The following is a 17832-nucleotide window of genomic DNA, read 5'->3' on the forward strand; positions in this document are numbered from 1 at the left end:
TCTATTCAGCCCATCACCGCCCAATAAAGAGGCCGTTTTTTTGTTCTGAAAATCAACTATCAGTCATAACAGAGCCTAAAGAAAAAAAGAGCAAGCTCCTCAACAAGATGAGGTGCTTGCTCTTTTTGGACTTTTTCAGCGGCCTCCCTTGTAGGGGCGCCCTTTTTGGTTTTACGGCTTAAGATCGTAATAGATAAGACCTTCGACGAGCTCGCCGCCGGCTTGAAAGCCCAGCTTCTCCAGCAATCGCCTCGACCTTGCATTCCCCGGCTCAACTGTCGCTTCAATACGCTCGAGGTTCATTGGGCCAAAGCCGTAAGCAAGTATAGGCTTCAGCGCCTCCGTCATGTAACCAAGCCCCCAATAGGACTTGGACAGGTCGAAACCGATTTCGGCTCTCCGCTCAGGCTTCGTAACCCAGCAATGATAGCCGCTCGTGCCAACGAGCTCCCCGTTTTTTTTATCGAACAGCCCCCAGCGGCAGCCCGAATCCTCGAGATGGAAACGGATAATCTCCTCCGCCTCCTGCAAATCCTTGCATGGCGCGATGTCCATAAATCTCGTAACCTCTTCATCCGCAAAATGCCGGAAAACAGCTGGGCCATCTTTTAACGTTAATAATCGCAATACCAGTCTCTCCGTCTCCAAAGACGGAAATGTAAACTTTGCCACGATGAAAACAGCTCCTGTTATGTGCCGGAACGATTAAGGCTGGTTCGCTGCCGGCTCGTCATACGCATAATTCGCGCCAAGCTTTTCAATTAACCGCTGATGAGCTGCCGCATTCGCTTCGCTTCCATAATCAATGTTGTTATCGATCAAAATCAGACTCTCCAGGTTCAAGTCTGCGGCGCCAAGAGGAATGTCCGTTAATTGATTGCTGTAGGCTACCAGCCTGACCAAGTTTGTCAGACCTTGAACGTCTAATGCTAGTAGTTGATTGCCCATAAGATTTAGAAGTTCCACATTCATAAGTCCGCTAACATCAAGCCTGGATAACGATGTCCCTGTTACGGTCAGGTATCTCAGCTTTGTTAATCCGCTAACTTTTAAACTTTCTAGGTTTGGATTTCCTGTTAGCATGAGCGTTTCTACATACGGAAACACCGTAGCGTCAAACGATGTCAACGCCGGCATACTGTGAATCTGCAGCGTCGTCACATTCAGACCGTTGAACAGCTCTAACCCAGCCAGACTTTCAACCCCAGTGCCATTAATGGCGAGCGTCCCGTTCATTTCTTGAAGGCGGCTCACAAGGTCGGCCCGCGAAATTCGATCCTCTATGGTCGTCTCATGACCCAGCCACCTCGCGATGACTGCCGCGAGCTCCGGGTCTTCGAATTGTTCAGCGATCGTCGGCAGCGTTACATCGACAACCTCGACCATAAAGCTGATCGAACCGCTGCCGCCCCTTCCGTCCGAAGCTTTAACCGTAACGGTTACTTTTCCCGGGCTGACCGGTATAATTTTCAAGCCTTCAAGCTTCACAATAGCTCCGGTTGTGTCACTTGAGCTTAAAGAGAGGGTCATGCTGTCTCCATCCGCATCCTCGAATAAACCTTCGGGAATTTGATAGGAGCTGCCGCCCGGAAGCAGCCGCTGTCTCGTAATTGTCTGCTTACTCGTTGGATAACTATTTTGAAGCTCGGGCGGCTGGTTCTCGTAAGCATACCTTGTCCCAAGCTTGTCGATCAGCCATTTATGAACCTCTGCATTTTGCGGGCTCTTCAAATTCATCCGATTGCCCGATAGATGAACGGCATCGAGATTCCACGATTTTGTAATACCTGCAGGGATGTTCTCAAGCAGGTTGTCGCGAACGGTCAGCGTAGTAAGCGCGTACCAGTTGCTTACATCAAGAGAGACCAGGCGGTTATTCGTGAGGTTGACCGATCTCAGACGTTCGCCCGCCGCAAGCGATGCGATCTGGTTATCCCTTGCAAATAGATGCATCGCGTTAGGAGCTCCCGTCAGGTCCAGCTCCGTCAATTGGTTATTGTTTATAGTGATGCTTTCCAGCATCGGCAGACCTTCCAGTCTTACATCGGTTAACGCATTGTATTCAAGACCAAGTGTAGCTAATTTCGCCATGTTGATGGCCTCGAACTGTTCCAAATGGTTGTTGCCGATCAATAAAGCCGTCATTTGATGAAGCCCGGCGACCTCAAACGATGTCAGTTTATTTTCAGGAACGCTTAAAATTTTCAGATTACTCGCGCCGCTGACATCGAGAGAAGTCAAAGCATTATGATCCGCAAGCACCGTCTCCAAAGACGTTAGGCCGCTCAAGTCAAGAGCTTCCAACTGGTTTTCTTTGGCTATGAGCTGCTTCATCCTCGTTAGTCCGGAGACGTTAAGACTTTTAAGATTTATATTTTTCTCCACATATACATAGATCAAGGAAGGATAGATGCTTAGATCAAGGGCCGTTAACCCTGTAACTTCACTCAATACCAACTCTTCCACACCCAGCCGCGCAAAGCGCTCGAGCCCGTTCATGCTGCTGATGGCGGCTTTCCCAATGTACAACGATCGTTGGATCTCCGGCTTTGCCAAGTAGCTCGCCAAGTCGGCCTGATTAATCTCGTCCTCCACCGTTTTCCCCATCCAGGACGCAATGGCGCCGGCCAGACCGGGGTCTGCGAATATATCCTTTATTTTCGCTTTTACATCATCGATTTCGACCGAGAAAACAACCGACGCTTGGGCGCCGTCGCCGTCAATCGCCATGACGGTGATCGTCGTCGTCCCGCCTATAACCGGCGTAACCGTCAGCTTATTCCCCTCGATAGCCAACTTCGCCGCATCTAGATTCGACGAATGAATCTGGAACGTCAACGAATCGCCATCTTCATCGGAGAAGACCTCCGATAAATCGAACACACGAGCCGCAGCCAGCGCATCGGTTGCCCAATCGTCAATCGCAAGGTTCGCCACCGGAGCGTGATTGGTTGGTGTCGGCGTCGGTGTCGGCGTCGGTTCCGCAGTCGACGTGGACGTTGGTGTCGGCGTCGGCGTTGGTTCCGCGGTCGACGTGGACGTTGGTGTCGGTGTCGGCGTCGGTTCCGCGGTCGACGTGGACGTTGGTGTCGGCGTCGGTTCCGCAGTCGACGTGGACGTTGGTGTCGGCGTCGGCGTTGGTTCCGCAGTCGACGTGGACGTTGGCGTCGGCGTTGGCGTCGGTTCCGCGGTCGACGTGGACGTCGGCGTTGGCGTCGGTTCCGTGGTCGACGTGGACGTTGGTGTCGGCGTCGGTTCCGCGGTCGACGTGGACGTTGGTGTCGGCGTCGGCGTCGGTTCCGCGGTCGACGTGGACGTCGGCGTTGGCGTCGGTTCCGCAGTCGACGTGGACGTTGGTGTCGGTGTCGGCGTCGGTTCCGCGGTCGACGTGGACGTTGGTGTCGGCGTTGGCGTCGGTTCCGCGGTCGACGTGGACGTCGGTGTCGGCGTTGGCATCGGTTCCGTGGTCGACGTGGACGTCGGCGTTGGCGTCGGTTCCGTGGTCGACGTGGACGTCGGCGTTGGCGTCGGTTCCGTGGTCGACGTGGACGTCGGCGTTGGCGTCGGTTCCGTGGTCGACGTGGACGTCGGAGCCGGCGTCGAAACCGGCGCCGGCGTTGAGCCGCTGCCAGGTCCTTGACTTAAACGTCCGCCTGCGTCGGTCAGCGTTCCGGACTCGCTCAGCTTGTTCCACAGCTCCCGATTTTCTACGGAGATGCGGGCTGTATCGTTCGCAAACGTAATATGTTGTATGTCGCCCGCCATTTGCAGCACAATCTGTCCCGAGCCAGCAGCCGTTAAGCGGTTAATTTGCGCGTCGCCCGCTATCGTTACCGGAGCGTCGTTCCGAATTTGCAGTTGTCCAACCGCGCCTAGCAGCTCAAGACGCTCCGTCCCTGCTTGCACGGTCAGCTTGGGCAGCTGAATGCCTTGATCAGCCTGGATGACCGCATTCGTGAACACGCTGATCTCAGGAACGGTTGTTTTACCCGCAAACTCGACCCTGACTTCCTTCTTGCGCACTTCAACAGGGTTTAACGACGAATCGGCGAATACGACCGTATTGGTGTCTCCCCCTTCAACGATCGTGTCACCGAGAACTTGAAGCCGCTCCGCATAAAAATCCTGCTCAACACCTTGCATAATCGCCAGGTTTCCGGTCACCTTCATATGTTTCAGAGTCACAAAATCGGCATTTACGCCCAGATTCCCGTCGATCTCCGAGCCGTTCCCGTCCAGCACGGCGTTACCGCTAAATTCCGGAGCGTCCGGCTGGGCCGGAGCGCCACCGTTCTGGATTTGTAAGAACGTGATCGAACGGATCGTCCGCCCAATCGGCGTATATGTAAATTCTATCTTTGCCCCCTGCAAAATCTCGGCGTTCGCTTTACGCAGAATACCGGCCACTTTAGCGCCTGCCGAATAAGTCGCTCCGTTGATGACGACTTGATGATCCGTCACTTCATCAATGACTTGCTCGGCTGTTTGGTCCGACTTCAATGAATCTTCGTACTGTGCCGGCTCCATGCAGCGCACGATAACCGCCGCCATCTCTTGGCGCCGAACAGGCTCTTTGGGCCGGAACCTTGTGCCGTCTCCCTGCATAATCCCTTCTTCCAAAACCGCTAGAACAGAGGGCTTCGCCCATAGGCTAATCTCATTCGCATCCGCTATCAGAGAATCGCTATCCGGCAAAGGCGCAAGCTTGAGCGCTTTGGAAAGGGCTGCCGCCACTTCCTCCCTCGTAATCGGCTCGTCTGGATGAAAGGCTCCGTATCCATCGCCTTGCATAATGCCGGCAGAAGCAACCGCCGCGACCGCAGGGTATCCCCATGCATTTTTCGGAACATCCCGGAAGGAAATGCTCTCAACCTCAGCATTCCCTGCGTTCAATTTCAATAGATGAGCTAGAATAACTGCCGTCTCTTGGCGGGTGATGCTGGCAAGCGGCCGAAATGTGCCGTCTCCGTAGCCTTCCATCAGACCGGCGCGTTCCGCCAGTGCAATGGATGAAACCGCCCAATCTGCTGCAAGCTCCATATCGATAAACGAAACGGAAGAAGCATCGGTGCCGCCCAGCTCCAACGATACGGCGGATGGCGCATCGGACGCCATGGCTGTCGCAGGCATAGCCGCAGCAGTCGATATAGACAGCATGGAGGCCAAAAAAACTTTACAAGACCTTATCTTTAATTTGTTAATCAGGATGCTCACTCTCCTTGATGTTCGCCAACCGATTTCATGTATCGAAAGTCCTATAAAACTAGTTTATCAGATTATTCCATGGAATAAATAGAGTTCTTAAAAACAAAAACAGCCGATCCTCCGATCGACTGTTTGGGCGCGGCCTTTACTCGTACTCATCGATTAACCGAAAAAGAAGTCGAGAACATTCGAAGCGCCTGACGCCCTTCGATTATAAAACTCCGAATAACCGCAATTTTTACAGTACACCACAACAAATTCGTTTTTCTGGATATCGAACATTTTGGACAACCCTGTCCCCGTCATTGCAACTTCCTTCGTATCCGCGTCTCTGCTGCCGCATTTGATACAGCCCTTTTCGTTCATTGTTCATCCCTCCTGTTTGTCATCCAATACGTACGCATGGAATCGCTCGTTTCGGCATTCCGTTGTCTTTTTCCAACCGGTGGATGTATTCATTTTGTAAGGGAAATACTGGTATAGATTTCATTTTAACGCGAGGTGGGCTTCATGTCATTTTTCAGTAAAATCCTATCCTACATGCTAGTGACAAAGCCTGATCCGCCAACGCATCAAAGCCCTGCGGAAACGGAAAGCAACGAACCGCCGTCATTCGAGCATACGCAAAACGAATTCCGCGATTGTATGGATTTCACGGAAAGAACCTTCCCGTCCAACTCGGCCAAGGCCGTCTATCTCGTCACCCTGGCAGGCAACGATGAACTGTTGCGTGAGGTGATCGGACCGCTCTCTACCGCTAAGGATGACGCTCTGCCCGCGATTCTTGAGCAGTCTCCATACAGCCGGGTAACCGATTCGAAGGTATGCATCAAGGACATATTGAGCGGGAGGGCCGTTATCTTCTTTCAGAATGAAGCCTACTCCGTCGATATCGCGCATCCCGTCGGCCGATCCATCGAACAATCGGAGACGGAGACCGTTATTGCCGGACCGCATGACGGCTTTGTCGAAAATATCGGCCAAAATTTAGGTTCTGTCCGTAAAAGAATCCGGAGCTCCCATCTAAAGGCGATACGTCTGCAAGTCGGAGAGATTACAAAAACGGATGTCGTTCTCATCTACTTGGAGGATATCGCCAATAAGGACTATGTGAATACGCTGGTCGAACGGATCCAAAGCGTCGAAATCGACGCCGTATTTGAAGCGAACATGCTGGTGCAGCTCATTGACGACAATCCGAATTCCGTGTTTCCCCAGTACATGACGACCGAGCGGCCTGATTCCATTTGCTCCAAAATTTTATCGGGCCGCGTTGCCTGCTTTGTAGACGGCAGCCCGTCAGGGATCAGCGCGCCGACTTCGTTTTTCGAATTTTTCTCGTCGCCGGACGATTACTATCAGCGATGGCATTTGGGGACTGCCCTGCGGATGCTCCGTTTTCTTGGGTTTGTCATTACGATCGGCTTTACGTCCTTATACGTTTCCGTAACCACGTTCCATTACGAGATGATTCCGCATACGATGCTTCTCAACCTGACGGAATCAAGGAACAAGGTGCCGTTCCCGCCTTTGATCGAGGCTTTGCTGATGGAAACGACCATTGAGCTGCTAAGGGAAGCCGGGGCAAGATTGCCTACCAAGATCGGGCAAACCCTCGGTATCGTAGGCGGTATCGTCATCGGACAAGCGGCGGTGCAGGCGGGGTTTACCAGCAACATTCTCATCATTGCCGTCGCGTCTTCCGCCATCGCTTCCTTTACGATTCCGAGCTATATTATGAGCGCCACCTTGAGGCTTATCCGGTTCGGCCTCATTATTATGGCCGGATTTCTGGGGAACCTGGGACTCCTTATCGGCATGGGAATCCTCATCATTCATATCGCCGGCGTGACCAATTTGGGAAGCTCCTATCTTAGCCCGTTGGCGCCTATGAACAAAAAGGATTGGCTGGACACCTTCATAAGAGGACCGCTGGCGGTGCTGAACAAACGCCCCTCCCAATCTCGTTCCGCTAACGCGACGAAACAAAAGATGAAAAAATAACGCAGTCAAAGTAGGAAAGCAGATGAAAGAAAAATTAAATTATATTCACATCGTATTTCTGTTATATGTGGTGCAGTCAAACGTTTTTTTATTTTCCGTGCCGCGAATCGTCGCCGAAAATTTCGGAACGAATGGCTGGATCGCCTTTCTCCTGTGCTCAGCCGCCGTGCTGCTGAACATCTTCTTGTATGCTTTGGTGTACAAGCTGGGTAAAGGCCGATCCGTATTCGATATTCTCGAAAGCAGCCTGCCAAAGGCAATCGTATATCCCATCTACTTAGCCGTCGCCCTGTTCTGGATCGCGCTCGGTTCTTTCGTCGGGAAGCAATACATGAACGTTCTGCAGACCGTCACGTTCCCGACCACCAACACCATGCTCATTTATTTACTTTATGCCTATATGCTCTATCTCTTATTAACGAAAAGCATTTATGTCATCGGAAAGGCCAGCATTTTGTTTTTTTTAGCGACAATATGGATGGTAGCTCTGCTCGTCTATTTCCTTCCCTATTGGGATATTCATAACCTGACTCCTTTTCTATTCCAAAATGCCGCGAATCCGGTTTCGCTCAAGAACTGGCTCGAGGTGTACAGCGGCTTTATCGGCTATGAACTGGCTGTTCTACTCATTCCCTATGCCGAAGCGGACAACAAGCTGTTTAAGGGGGTATATTGGGGACATCTGCTGGTCACCTTTGTGTACTTTAGCGTCATCCTCGTTTCCTACGGTTTTTTCGGTCTTCGATACTTGCAAGCCGCTCAATTCCCGCTGGTGGACCTGCTCGCTTTCATCGAGTTCCCCTTTATAAACCGTATTGAAAACTTGCTTCTGCCCTTTTTCCTATACAAAAATTTGATGACGACGGTCATGTACTGCTGGGCCGCGATGATGATGATAAAGCGGATTGCCCCGGTCTTTAAACCGAAGGTGCTGGAGGGGGGCATTGCCCTCGCTTCCATCGGGTTTGCTTCGTATCCGAAGCTGCTGAGGGACAGCCAGCTGCTCGTTCGCCAATCGATTTATGTAGAGATTATGCTGGCCTTCGCGTTTCCACTCCTTCTCATGATGTTGTTGTATTGGCAAAACATTCGCAGGCGGGGACAAATACATGAGTTTGAAAATTAGCAAAGTATTTCTGGTCCTGACCTTGTTGCTTGCCGGCTGCAGCGATCGAAAGATCATTGAGGAGCTTGGCTTCACCCGTCTCACGGCGTTTGACAGCGTGGAGGACAGCGATAATATCCGGGTAACCATCAATATTCCCAAGGCGGATCAAAAGGGACGGTTTATCCTGTCCACCGTCGCCAAGACAAGTAAGGAAGCGAAGACCACCTTCTCCCGGCAGAACAATCGGAAAGTGGTCAGCGGGCAGCTCAGAATGGCGCTTTTCAGCGAAAGCTTAGCTAGAAAGGGCATTTGGAGACATATGGACACCCTTATACGGGATCCGGCTATTTCGAAGAAGCTGTTTCTTGCCATTGTCGAGGGAGACGCAGGATCGTTAATCGGCAAGGAATATAAGCCTTATCCGACCACCTCCGATTATTTAACCAGACTGATGGAAACCGACGAGGATGCCGGTCTCATTCCCGATATAAATCTCTTTACGTTTACAAGGGATTATATGAACGACGGAATCGACCCCGTTATGCCCATTCTTAAGCAAAGCGCTAAGTCGGTCATGACAACAGGCGTCGCCCTCTTTCAAGACGACCGCTACGTTGGACGGGTCGAACATAAAAAGTCTGTCATCTTCAGCTTGCTCCAAAGGAATGTAAAGGGTGTGGATTTATCTATGCCTATTGCCGACGGGCAGCAAGTGATGCTAGGCAATGTCATCAGCCATAGAAAGCTGAAGGTAACAGGCCGTTCCGTCGAGCAGATGAAGCTTATCATCCATGTAGAGGTATACGGCTCGATTCAAGAATATACCGGGCAATTGGACTTGAATAAAGGGGCTAACCAGGTCCAGCTGGAAAACGTAATGAGCGAATCATTGAAGAAGCTGGTCACGGAGCTAGTGGACATGTTTCAGAAAAAAAAGATCGACCCGCTCGGTATCGGCAAGCTCATAAGAAACCGAATGGGATCCTATGCGGAATGGGAAGCTCTCGATCAAAGAAAAACGGTGAGCGAGATCCCCGTGGAGGTAGTGGCCGAAGTGCGCATAAAGGACTACGGGCTGCTTCAGGAGGAATAGCGTGCGTACAATATGATTTAAATGATTTTTTCGCTAGCAGACGCGAAGCAGAGTCTGGTACTATTCACCCTAGAATAAGCAAATAAATTGGGGGCATGGTCATGTTACCGGGAAAACAGGTCAATCTTCGCTTCATTCAAGACGAGGATTTGCCGGAGCTGCTTACGTTAATGAACGACTTGACGAATAGAGGCGACTACCTTGGAGTCGAGCTGCATCACGAAACGAAGATTCAAAAATATTATAACGACGCGGGCTATTGGGAGAGCGACTTCGGCAGAATGCTCATTACCCATAAGTCCGGCCGAATCGCGGGAGCGATTACGTTCTTTAAGGGCGCTGCCGACAATGAAGGCTACGAGATCGGTTTTCAGATTTATAGAAAGGAAGACCGCGGTAAAGGGTATGCCACCGAGGCGCTTCGACTGTTCAGCAGCTACCTGTTCGAGTGGAAGCCGATTCCGCGGCTGCAAATCTGTACAGCGAAGGAGAACGCGGCCGCTAGACGAATTGCGGAAAAGTGCGGATTCGTCTATGAAGGCACGATGCGGCATGCTTATTTCGCCAGAGGAAAATATGTGGATTTAGACCTCCTGTCGATGCTTCGGCACGAATGTCCGCCATTGTCGGAGGTTATGGCCGAGGGATCGTGAAAACCAGCCTAAAAAGGGGCGCGCCTGCAATCGGCCAGCCCCTTTTTTCATGAGAATGGATTTAGGATGAAGACAATGGCGCTTCGATCCAGCTTGAAATTCCAATCGACGAAGGCATCTGCTACCTTTGCCTTTAATATATGCTGAAACTGTTTAAATTCCCGCAAATGCTTCTTTTCAAGATTATGAACCGCCTGCTTTAAATTTTCTTCATAGCCGAGCCGAATCAGCTCTTTGCTCATATCGGTCAAGATCCCGCTGCGCGCAACCAGCAGCGTTCTCTTATTAATCATGCAGGAATAGATGCAGTCCGGGCTTTTTTGTACCTTGCTGCTCATATAATCGATCTCCCGATGAACCTCGTCCTTCCCCGTATAGCTCTCCTGCGTAACGGTTTCGGGTTCGAAGCTCCCCTGCTGCCGCCCTACAAACACGCCGGAGTAATTATGCAATTCCCAATCGTAATAAAATTCCACAATGTTCATGCCAGTCAACAGCAGCAAATAGGCTTTGATCTCCGGAATTAACGATGTCATCACAATATCTCTCGTATGCTGGATAGAGCGGACCTGTCCCTGCCTTAAAAGGATCCTTTCGGTCGGCGTCAAAAAGTTTCGCAAATAAATGACGATAAACGGCCAATTCATACTGACATGGATCGATTGTGGCCCTTTTCCGAAAGCGTCCCTCAGCAGCTTTCCCACGTGGCTTGCAATTTCATTCGGGTAATAGTTTTCATTCATAGTCAAAAAAACTCATCCTCAATCTCGTATATACGTCGCCGCTTAACCTCTATAGGTAAAGGGAATACTCGCACTACTTCGCATACTCCTCAAGGGCCTGTTGAAGCGTCCCTCTCGTCTCCACCTTCTCATGCAGCGCGATCCCTAGTTCAACCATTGTATTCGTTATTTCAGGACGAATACCGGTAATAATCGCTTTACAGCCTTGAATGGCGATTCCGTCCACAATTTTAAACAGATGGGACACAATGGCCGTGTCCATAAAAGCGACGCCGGACAAGTCGATAATCATCTTTTTGATTTTCAGCTGATAGATTTGAACCAGCACATGCTCTTGTATTTTTTTCGCCCGAAGCGTGTCGAGCGTTCCAACGACAGGGAGTATGGCGATATTGTCGGTAAGAGGGATAATCGGTACTGACAAGTCCTCAATGACCTCGCGCTGCGAACGCAGCACCTCGTTTTTGTACTCCGAGTAGCTGGATGCAAAATGCTTTAAATAGGAGTCGAGCGTGTAATTAACCTGCCGCTCCAGCTCAAAAAACTGTCGTTGATTCTGCTCCAAATGCGAGTGGTAATTAAAGAGAAAGTCCCAATACAGCATGCGCAGCACTTGAATCCATTCCAGCTTCAAGATGAGATCCAAATTGTTTCTGGCCCAATTCCTCCCGTGCTCCTTCGCGTGCAGAATAATGCCGTGTTCATTTCGGTCATTGAGAAGAAGCACCACATTGTGCGCCGAGTCGAGGACGTAGTCCGCATCGATCGCCGTTTCTTTTATCGTTTCAAACAGCTCTTTCCCCTGCACTTTAAGCAAATCCATAAATTCTTTCTGATTAGCCAAATAATATTGCGCGAAATCTTGGTGCTCGACGTACTGCAGCTTCAAGCTGACCACTCCTACCTGACTGATATTTTGAATCGGGAATTGAATCGTAAACTCGGTCCCAACCCCCACTTCGCTCTTGACGCGAATTTTGCCGCTATGCTCATAGATGGTGGAGAACACCTGGGTAAGTCCCATGCCGGTGCCTTCCGTCTTGGACGTATAGAACGGCGTTCCCAGCAAATTGATTTTTTCCTGCGGAATCCCGACTCCGGTATCCGAAACCTTAATCGTTAGCTCATTATCCGATTTATAGTGTTTAATCGTAATCGTCCCTTGATCGGAAATCGCTTCAAACGCATTTTTTAACAGGTTGAAGAAAGCCTTTTTCAGCTGATTTCTTTTCCCGTACACTCTCGCGTCCGTGTCTTGAAAATGCTTTTGAATCGAAACGTCATAGGATCTCTCCTGGAATAGGTACAACAGGGACTCCAATTCGGAACAAAGATTAATGCAGTCGAACGGCTCATCCTCCAAGTCGGGCTTAGAGACATGCAGCAAGTTTTGCAAGGTGCTAAGAGCGTTCTCCAGCTCCGAATACGCGTAATCCAGATACTTATGCTCCGATTCGTGCTTCAGCAGCTGAAGAAACCCTTTCACCGCAGTTAAAGGGTTTTTCACCTCATGGGCGATGCCTGCGGCAATTTGGCCAATGGAGGCCAGGCGGTCCAGCGTAAGGTCGGATTCATTTACCTTGTCATTTCCATTTGGTACAGACAATTTTCGTCCCTTCTTTCGACGTATAAATTTCGAACTGATCCATCATTCGCTTTGCGCCTGCCAATCCGAGCCCTAAGCCTCGATAAGGTTGGACCGCTTCTCCGCTCATCACCCGATCCAGGTTAGAAATGCCTTTACCGCGGTCTTGGACGGTAATCCGAATGCCGCGCCCTTCTACGAATTCGAAGGACACGTATCCTCTGGACTCTGCATGATCCAAGATGTTCCGGGTTAATTCCGAAACGGAAACGATCACCTTTTGTTGATTCATTTCCGAAAAAGACAGCTCATTCATCATGACTCGAGCGCTGTGAAGCGCAAGGTAAATATCATCCTCCGATTGAATTTGCATCCAGTCTGCCATGGTCTGCGCGTTAATCCTCCTGATAATAATGAAAAAAGCCTAAATAAAAGCTGATCCTACAGCTTTTATTTAGGCTTATGTCCAGCATGGTCTCTGGCTCATTGCTACCCAAATTATTGAGTGGGATTTAACATGAAAACAAACACGCTTTTATCAAGCTCAAAATCCCAGTCCGCAAAAACATCAATAACTTTCGTATTTAAAATGCGATGAAAATGATTGTTGTTATGCAAATGTCCTTTTTCCAAATTTCGTTTCGCCAGCTTTAACTTCTCGTCATAGCCGAGCCGAATGAGCTCCTTCTCGATGCTGATCAGAATGCCATTGCGGATAACCAGAAGTGTTCGTTCGTTGAGCATGCACGAATATATCTCTTCCGGGAGCTTCTGCACGTGCTGGCTTATGCTCGCGATTTCAAGGTGGAGCTCTTCTTTCCCAAAATACATTTCTTGATTGAATAAACCCGGGTCGTCTTCATAGGACTCGATGCCTACGAAAACTCCAGAATGATTATGTAAGCCCCAATCGTAATAAAACTCACGAATCTGCATGCCTGCAAGAAGAGAAATATAGGCTCTAACTTCTGGGATGAGCGATTTCATCAGCAGGTCTCTTGTTTGCTGAATAAAAAACACCTGATCTTGCTCGAAAAGGACTTTTTCCGTAGGCGACAGTAAGCCGCGCAAGTAAAACACAATGAACGGCCTGCGGATACTGACATAGACCGACTGCGGTCCTTTCCCGAATGCTTCTCTAAGCAGCCTTGCAACATGACTGGCTAGATCCGATTGAATGTTCTTTTCTTGATCCAAAAAGTATCATCCCTCATGTGAGGTAAAAGCATTAAATTCTTTTACCCGTCACCTATTGTACCTATTAAATAGGAGTCAAGCAACCGCTCTCAAAAATTTACTTCATCATTCTTGACTAAATTGTTTTTTTTATTCATAAAACGACGTTAAAAGACACGGTAAGACAAATCCGTGCCTCTCGAACTAATCGGGTTAGATTCCTGCCTGACCTATTTCATTCCTATTATTACCAAATGTTTTAAAAAAATCCAATAAAGAAAGCCCCTCTTTCGAAGGGCTATCGTTCAATCCGTCCATATTCGTTGAATGACGGGCTTCTCTTCAGAGAAGGCAAGCCGGAACACATCCGGGTTGGATAGGGCCTCCCACTCGTCGAATCCAATCGTGTCATCGAAATGCTTGAGCAAGAGCGAAATCAAGTTGCCGTGCGAGACGATGACGATTTGATGATTGCCGCTCTCCAGAGCATCCTTGACTACATCCAAGGCTCGGCCCATCGCCGTTCTGCTGGATTCCCCGCCCTCAAAGCTTAAGTCCAAATCCTCGAAAGTCCTGCGAAGCATGTTGCGCCATTCCGGTTGATTGCGGCTGGATAAGACTCTCTCAGCCAACCGCTCATCCAGGACTGCTTCTATTCCAAGCCGGCCGGCAAGCGGTTGTATCGTCCGGTAAGCCCGTTCGTACGGACTTGAGATAATCGCGTCTATCTTTTTATCAAATAAAAATTCAGCAAGCGCCTCAGCCTGCCGGACGCCTTGCTCCGTCAGCCCGGCGCCTGGCTCCTGTCCCTCCGCTTGACAGTGCCGCACAACAAAAATGGTTTTCATCATGATCAGCTCCTAACCGGTCTAGCACCTCACATGCTTGCGCTTAAAGCCCAGCTGTCCTTTATCCACTGCCTTTTGAATATTTTCGTACGCGTTCAGGAAGCTGCTCTTCTTCTTGTCCCGTTTCATCTCGATCGGGCCTGCCGCCTTGGCGGTCTCCAGCGCCTTCTCATGAAGCGGCTTGTAGGAAACCCCTACGGTGTACATAAAATTATTCATCGCAGATTTCGCCCGATCGGGAGCATCGTAAATCGTATCTTTCACCCGATCAAGCATGCCGGCCAGCTTGCTTTCGGAAAAATCGATGTCCGGTCTGCTGCCTAGAAGCCAGCAGTAGCAGCTCCAGCCCGCCGACATTCTCAGCTCTTCGCCGCTTGCGATCCATTTATCTGCGACCTCCTGGGCTATATCGGCTTCCGCCAACGTTACCGCAACGACGTAGTCGGACAACATATAGAAATAAGCCCCATCCATCCAGCGGTCATAATCCGCTTCCGTCATCGCATTCGGATCCGCTATAATGCCCGCAAAGTACATAGCATCGTAGTTCCCCGTCGCATAAAGCTCATCGGCCAAGGGCTGATTGATTTTAATTTTTTTGAAGAGCGGCTTCATCTCTCCTGTCGCTACGCCAAATAGCGGCTCGTGCGCGCCATTGGATATGTACATTTTTTTCAGCCGTTCCTTCCCGAGCGCTTCAAGCTCCCGCATGACCGTTTCGACATTCATCGGCTCACACTTCCTTCCTTGGTTTTCGATCCTTAACCAATTCGACGTGAACGATCCTCATCCTTGTCGATGACCTATCGAAAAAGGCATGGAACGAGTCCATGCCGCTTTATTTCTCCATGACCGAACAGCATTGAGGCGGCACGCGGTCAGCCAGCCAGACCTCGTTCCCCGCGTAATAGAAAGCAGTTCCTAACTGCCTCGCTTGCTGCGTATCGACCGTTAGCATCACCAATCGTCCTCTGCGGCTCCCCGCCAACGCCGCGAACGCGGTGCTCTCCGACAGATGGACATACTGCCGGATTATCGGTAGCAGCCCTTCCTTTACGATCGAAGGGAGAGCCTTTTCATTTGTACCGTGATACAAAATCGCCGGCGGCTCCCCAGGCGTATATTGAACTCGGTTGTAGCTGTGGCCGTATCTTGCCCTTATACGTCCGTCTTCAATCGCAAAACGCTGCTTATCCGAATTGCGGACCACCTGCTCGATATCTTCCCGTTCAATCCGCGCCCACCGAGGTTCAGCCTGAATCGCTGCCAGCAGCTCGGATAACGGACAAGAGCCATCCTCGGGATCCAAAGCGATTCCGAACTCCTCGGGGGCATGCCGGAGTATCTTGGTCATCAATTTGCTTAAACTTTTTTCCGCATTTTCATCTAACAAAGCATTCACTTCACTTTCTAATCCTTGCTTTTATCCCCTTCCATTACCATTATAAATCTTTTCTAACGCCTAGAATGCGTAAAATTCGACTATACCCATCCCTTCTCCATCCGTCACGCGCCGCGAATAACGCGGAAGCCTTGATCGGGGCCAAAACCGCTCGCCTCGAATTTCCCCCGGAAGGATATCTCGTTATTGCTGACGTCGCCGATCCAGCCTCCGCCCTTCACTACCCGGAAGGAGCCGCCGCTAGCGCTGCCCGGGTCACCGTCCGCGTACCAGTTCCAGCACCATTCCCTCACATTGCCGGACATATCGTATAAGCCAAGCTCATTCGGCTTTTGGAGACCGATGGATTGCGTCCGGTTCTTATTGGTTTCGATAATCGGCCAGTTCCAATCCCCCGATAAATATTCATCTCCAGCGTTTCTCCAGTACCACGCGACTTCATCCGCGTCGTTGCTTCCGCTGTACGTGTAGCTTTTGCTCAATTGTCCTCCGCTTGCGGCGTATTCCCACTCCGCTTCTGTCGGCAGCCGGTAGCCGTTTGCGCCTTCATTAATCGTTACCGTCCATTTGATCGGATCATATTCACTCTTATTATTCGGATCTATTTTATTCTTGTTCACGTTGTAATACGGCTTTAATCCCTCTCTTATACTCCTGCTGTTGCAATATTCGACCGCGTCATACCAGCTTACCATTTCGACCGGCAGCTGATCGCCTTTGAAGGCGGAAGGATTGCTGCCCATGATTTCCATCCATTCTTTTTGCGTGACCTCGTATTTACCGATATAAAAATCATCTATCGTTACCTTTTTATCATAATAATTGGTCTTTGTGTTCCCGAAGCTTCCGCCTTTGACAAGCACAAGGTTGTCCTTCGTTACCTCTATTTCATTCACCGCTGGTGGCTCATTCTTCTCGGGAGGGTCTTGCGCACAACCGCTGACAATAGCTGCCAGGGCTGTGAAAAGGAATAGGAAGAGCAATGGCTTTCTCATAGTCGTTCTCCTTTAAAATCTTCGGCTTGAAAGAATAAGGCCGCCGGCTGTGAGACCGGCAGGCCTTTGCAATCCCGGCTTGCAGTTACGCTGTTACCATACCGTTACGTTGGAACTGCCGCTGCTTTGATACCCCTCCGTCGCGAGCACCTGATAAGACCAGCTGCTTCCCAGGTTCATGCCTTTGCTTCTCCATGCGTTAACATGGTTGCTGAACGTGATCGCGACGTTGCTTCCGGTCGCTCTCTTCGACTGGCGGACGCTCCAGAACTGCTGGAACGTTTGCGTGCCGTCAATGGAAGGCGCATTGTAGCGCATTGTCGTATAAATATCATAAGTGCCGCCGTCGCTGGTTACCGTGCCTTTATGTGTTCCTGTCGGTCTATAAGTACCCCAGCTGTCCACGACGTAATATTCGATGAGCGAGTTTCTCGTCCAACCGTAGAGCGTCAAATAAGCGTTGCCGGACGGCTGCCAAATGCCGGCATTATAGTTGATCGTCCGGGATGGCGATCCGGTAGCCCAGCCTTTCCCGACAACAAAATTCCCGGTATTGGACCAAGTCACGCTGTAATTGCCGCCGGACCCGTTGACGGCATTGACCGTTCCGCCGCCATCCGTCCAATTCTGCCAATACGTATTCGCGCTTGCGGTCGCCGCGAACGAGCTAAGAATCATGGTTGCTGCAAGAAACGCCGTTAAAAACTTCTTGTTCCATTTAAACATCCTCAAATCCCTCCAAAAATTTTTTTTGTCACTGCTACCTTACCTACTACCTTGTGTGTTAGGACTCCGCAGTACGTAACCGATCCTGTGACTATCCTGTAAGCGCCTCTAACGGCCACCTCCTTTCGTGGAAGATTATAGAATGTAAGCGTGTACATAACAATTTTAAAAAGTTTAGATTTACCCCCATTTTTTAAACATGCATACTCAGGGCTCTCTCATTCCCCGAAAAAAATGTGAAAAAGCCGCCCCATTAAGGGACGGCTTTTCCTAGCTAAAGGCGAATTACTAAGC

Annotated in this window: 16 protein-coding genes; 4 read left to right on the plus strand and 12 right to left on the minus strand. The window is 50.1% G+C overall.

Annotated features, from left to right (window positions below; translation table 11 throughout):
• Nucleotides 1-171 precede the first annotated feature (171 nt).
• From D3P08_RS24335 to D3P08_RS24345, 3 genes are all read right to left on the minus strand, one after another.
• Nucleotides 172-672 carry a GNAT family N-acetyltransferase gene (locus tag D3P08_RS24335; RefSeq protein ID WP_119602730.1) on the minus strand — a complete coding sequence of 167 codons (501 nt, stop codon included), beginning with the start codon at nucleotides 670-672 and terminating at the stop codon, nucleotides 172-174.
• Nucleotides 673-705: 33 nt separating this feature from the next.
• Nucleotides 706-5157, minus strand: coding sequence for an S-layer homology domain-containing protein (locus tag D3P08_RS24340; RefSeq protein WP_147381847.1), 4452 nt, complete (start codon nucleotides 5155-5157; stop codon nucleotides 706-708).
• A gap of 210 nt (nucleotides 5158-5367) precedes the next feature.
• Nucleotides 5368-5571, minus strand: a complete 204-nt coding sequence (locus D3P08_RS24345; protein ID WP_119602732.1) for a zinc ribbon domain-containing protein — start codon at nucleotides 5569-5571, stop codon at nucleotides 5368-5370.
• A 144-nt stretch (nucleotides 5572-5715) separates the two neighbouring features.
• Here D3P08_RS24345 and D3P08_RS24350 point away from each other — a divergent pair, with 144 nt between their 5' ends.
• The 4 genes from D3P08_RS24350 to D3P08_RS24365 all read left to right on the plus strand — a co-directional run bounded on the left by D3P08_RS24350 (nucleotide 5716) and on the right by D3P08_RS24365 (nucleotide 10063).
• Nucleotides 5716-7209, plus strand: coding sequence for a spore germination protein (locus D3P08_RS24350; protein WP_240647735.1), 1494 nt, complete (start codon nucleotides 5716-5718; stop codon nucleotides 7207-7209).
• 22 nt (nucleotides 7210-7231) lie between these two features.
• The gene (locus D3P08_RS24355) at nucleotides 7232-8335 is read left to right on the plus strand and encodes a GerAB/ArcD/ProY family transporter (protein ID WP_119602733.1); all 1104 of its coding nucleotides are present in this window, start codon (nucleotides 7232-7234) and stop codon (nucleotides 8333-8335) included.
• Nucleotides 8319-9410, plus strand: a complete 1092-nt coding sequence (locus tag D3P08_RS24360) for a Ger(x)C family spore germination protein (RefSeq protein ID WP_119602734.1) — start codon at nucleotides 8319-8321, stop codon at nucleotides 9408-9410. Before D3P08_RS24355 ends, D3P08_RS24360 begins: the two co-directional genes overlap by 17 nt.
• Nucleotides 9411-9511: 101 nt before the next feature.
• Nucleotides 9512-10063 (plus strand): GNAT family N-acetyltransferase, encoded by a 552-nt coding sequence (locus D3P08_RS24365; RefSeq protein ID WP_162848590.1) that lies wholly within the window; start codon nucleotides 9512-9514, stop codon nucleotides 10061-10063.
• 47 nt (nucleotides 10064-10110) lie between these two features.
• Here the strand turns inward: D3P08_RS24365 and D3P08_RS24370 are convergent, their stop codons facing one another.
• From D3P08_RS24370 to D3P08_RS24410, 9 genes are all read right to left on the minus strand, one after another.
• A complete protein-coding gene (locus D3P08_RS24370; protein ID WP_119602736.1) occupies nucleotides 10111-10806 on the minus strand; it encodes a Na-translocating system protein MpsC family protein in 696 nt (231 codons plus the stop codon).
• 73 nt (nucleotides 10807-10879) lie between these two features.
• Nucleotides 10880-12412 carry an ATP-binding protein gene (locus D3P08_RS24375; protein WP_240647736.1) on the minus strand — a complete coding sequence of 511 codons (1533 nt, stop codon included), beginning with the start codon at nucleotides 12410-12412 and terminating at the stop codon, nucleotides 10880-10882.
• Nucleotides 12390-12776 (minus strand): ATP-binding protein, encoded by a 387-nt coding sequence (locus tag D3P08_RS24380; protein ID WP_119602738.1) that lies wholly within the window; start codon nucleotides 12774-12776, stop codon nucleotides 12390-12392. Before D3P08_RS24380 ends, D3P08_RS24375 begins: the two co-directional genes overlap by 23 nt.
• 113 nt (nucleotides 12777-12889) lie before the next feature.
• Nucleotides 12890-13588 carry a Na-translocating system protein MpsC family protein gene (locus tag D3P08_RS24385; protein ID WP_119602739.1) on the minus strand — a complete coding sequence of 233 codons (699 nt, stop codon included), beginning with the start codon at nucleotides 13586-13588 and terminating at the stop codon, nucleotides 12890-12892.
• A 284-nt stretch (nucleotides 13589-13872) separates the two neighbouring features.
• Entirely contained in the window at nucleotides 13873-14415 is a 543-nt protein-coding gene (locus D3P08_RS24390) for a histidine phosphatase family protein (protein WP_119602740.1), read from the minus strand.
• Between the two features lie 21 nt (nucleotides 14416-14436).
• Entirely contained in the window at nucleotides 14437-15144 is a 708-nt protein-coding gene (locus D3P08_RS24395; protein WP_119602741.1) for a DNA alkylation repair protein, read from the minus strand.
• 109 nt (nucleotides 15145-15253) lie between these two features.
• Entirely contained in the window at nucleotides 15254-15808 is a 555-nt protein-coding gene (locus D3P08_RS24400) for an RNA 2'-phosphotransferase (protein WP_119602769.1), read from the minus strand.
• 113 nt (nucleotides 15809-15921) lie between these two features.
• Complete coding sequence (locus tag D3P08_RS24405) at nucleotides 15922-16812, minus strand: formylglycine-generating enzyme family protein (protein WP_119602742.1); 891 nt, start codon at nucleotides 16810-16812, stop codon at nucleotides 15922-15924.
• A 93-nt stretch (nucleotides 16813-16905) separates the two neighbouring features.
• Nucleotides 16906-17538, minus strand: a complete 633-nt coding sequence (locus tag D3P08_RS24410) for a glycoside hydrolase family 11 protein (protein WP_119602743.1) — start codon at nucleotides 17536-17538, stop codon at nucleotides 16906-16908.
• Nucleotides 17539-17832: the final 294 nt, after the last annotated feature.

Origin of the sequence: Paenibacillus nanensis, assembly GCF_003583765.1 — a bacterium.
Lineage (GTDB): Bacteria > Bacillota > Bacilli > Paenibacillales > Paenibacillaceae > Pristimantibacillus > Pristimantibacillus nanensis.

What these genes read in the sequence shown, in the direction of transcription:
- D3P08_RS24340 (WP_147381847.1), bottom strand. Translation starts at nt 5,157, where the DNA reads ATGCTGTCTATATCGACTGCTGCGGCTATGCCTGCGACAGCCATGGCG.
- D3P08_RS24345 (WP_119602732.1), bottom strand. Translation starts at nt 5,571, where the DNA reads ATGAACGAAAAGGGCTGTATCAAATGCGGCAGCAGAGACGCGGATACG.
- D3P08_RS24350 (WP_240647735.1), top strand. Translation starts at nt 5,716, where the DNA reads ATGTCATTTTTCAGTAAAATCCTATCCTACATGCTAGTGACAAAGCCT.
- D3P08_RS24355 (WP_119602733.1), top strand. Translation starts at nt 7,232, where the DNA reads ATGAAAGAAAAATTAAATTATATTCACATCGTATTTCTGTTATATGTG.
- D3P08_RS24360 (WP_119602734.1), top strand. Translation starts at nt 8,319, where the DNA reads ATGAGTTTGAAAATTAGCAAAGTATTTCTGGTCCTGACCTTGTTGCTT.
- D3P08_RS24365 (WP_162848590.1), top strand. Translation starts at nt 9,512, where the DNA reads ATGTTACCGGGAAAACAGGTCAATCTTCGCTTCATTCAAGACGAGGAT.
- D3P08_RS24370 (WP_119602736.1), bottom strand. Translation starts at nt 10,806, where the DNA reads ATGAATGAAAACTATTACCCGAATGAAATTGCAAGCCACGTGGGAAAG.
- D3P08_RS24380 (WP_119602738.1), bottom strand. Translation starts at nt 12,776, where the DNA reads ATGGCAGACTGGATGCAAATTCAATCGGAGGATGATATTTACCTTGCG.
- D3P08_RS24390 (WP_119602740.1), bottom strand. Translation starts at nt 14,415, where the DNA reads ATGAAAACCATTTTTGTTGTGCGGCACTGTCAAGCGGAGGGACAGGAG.
- D3P08_RS24395 (WP_119602741.1), bottom strand. Translation starts at nt 15,144, where the DNA reads ATGAATGTCGAAACGGTCATGCGGGAGCTTGAAGCGCTCGGGAAGGAA.
- D3P08_RS24405 (WP_119602742.1), bottom strand. Translation starts at nt 16,812, where the DNA reads ATGAGAAAGCCATTGCTCTTCCTATTCCTTTTCACAGCCCTGGCAGCT.
- D3P08_RS24410 (WP_119602743.1), bottom strand. Translation starts at nt 17,538, where the DNA reads ATGTTTAAATGGAACAAGAAGTTTTTAACGGCGTTTCTTGCAGCAACC.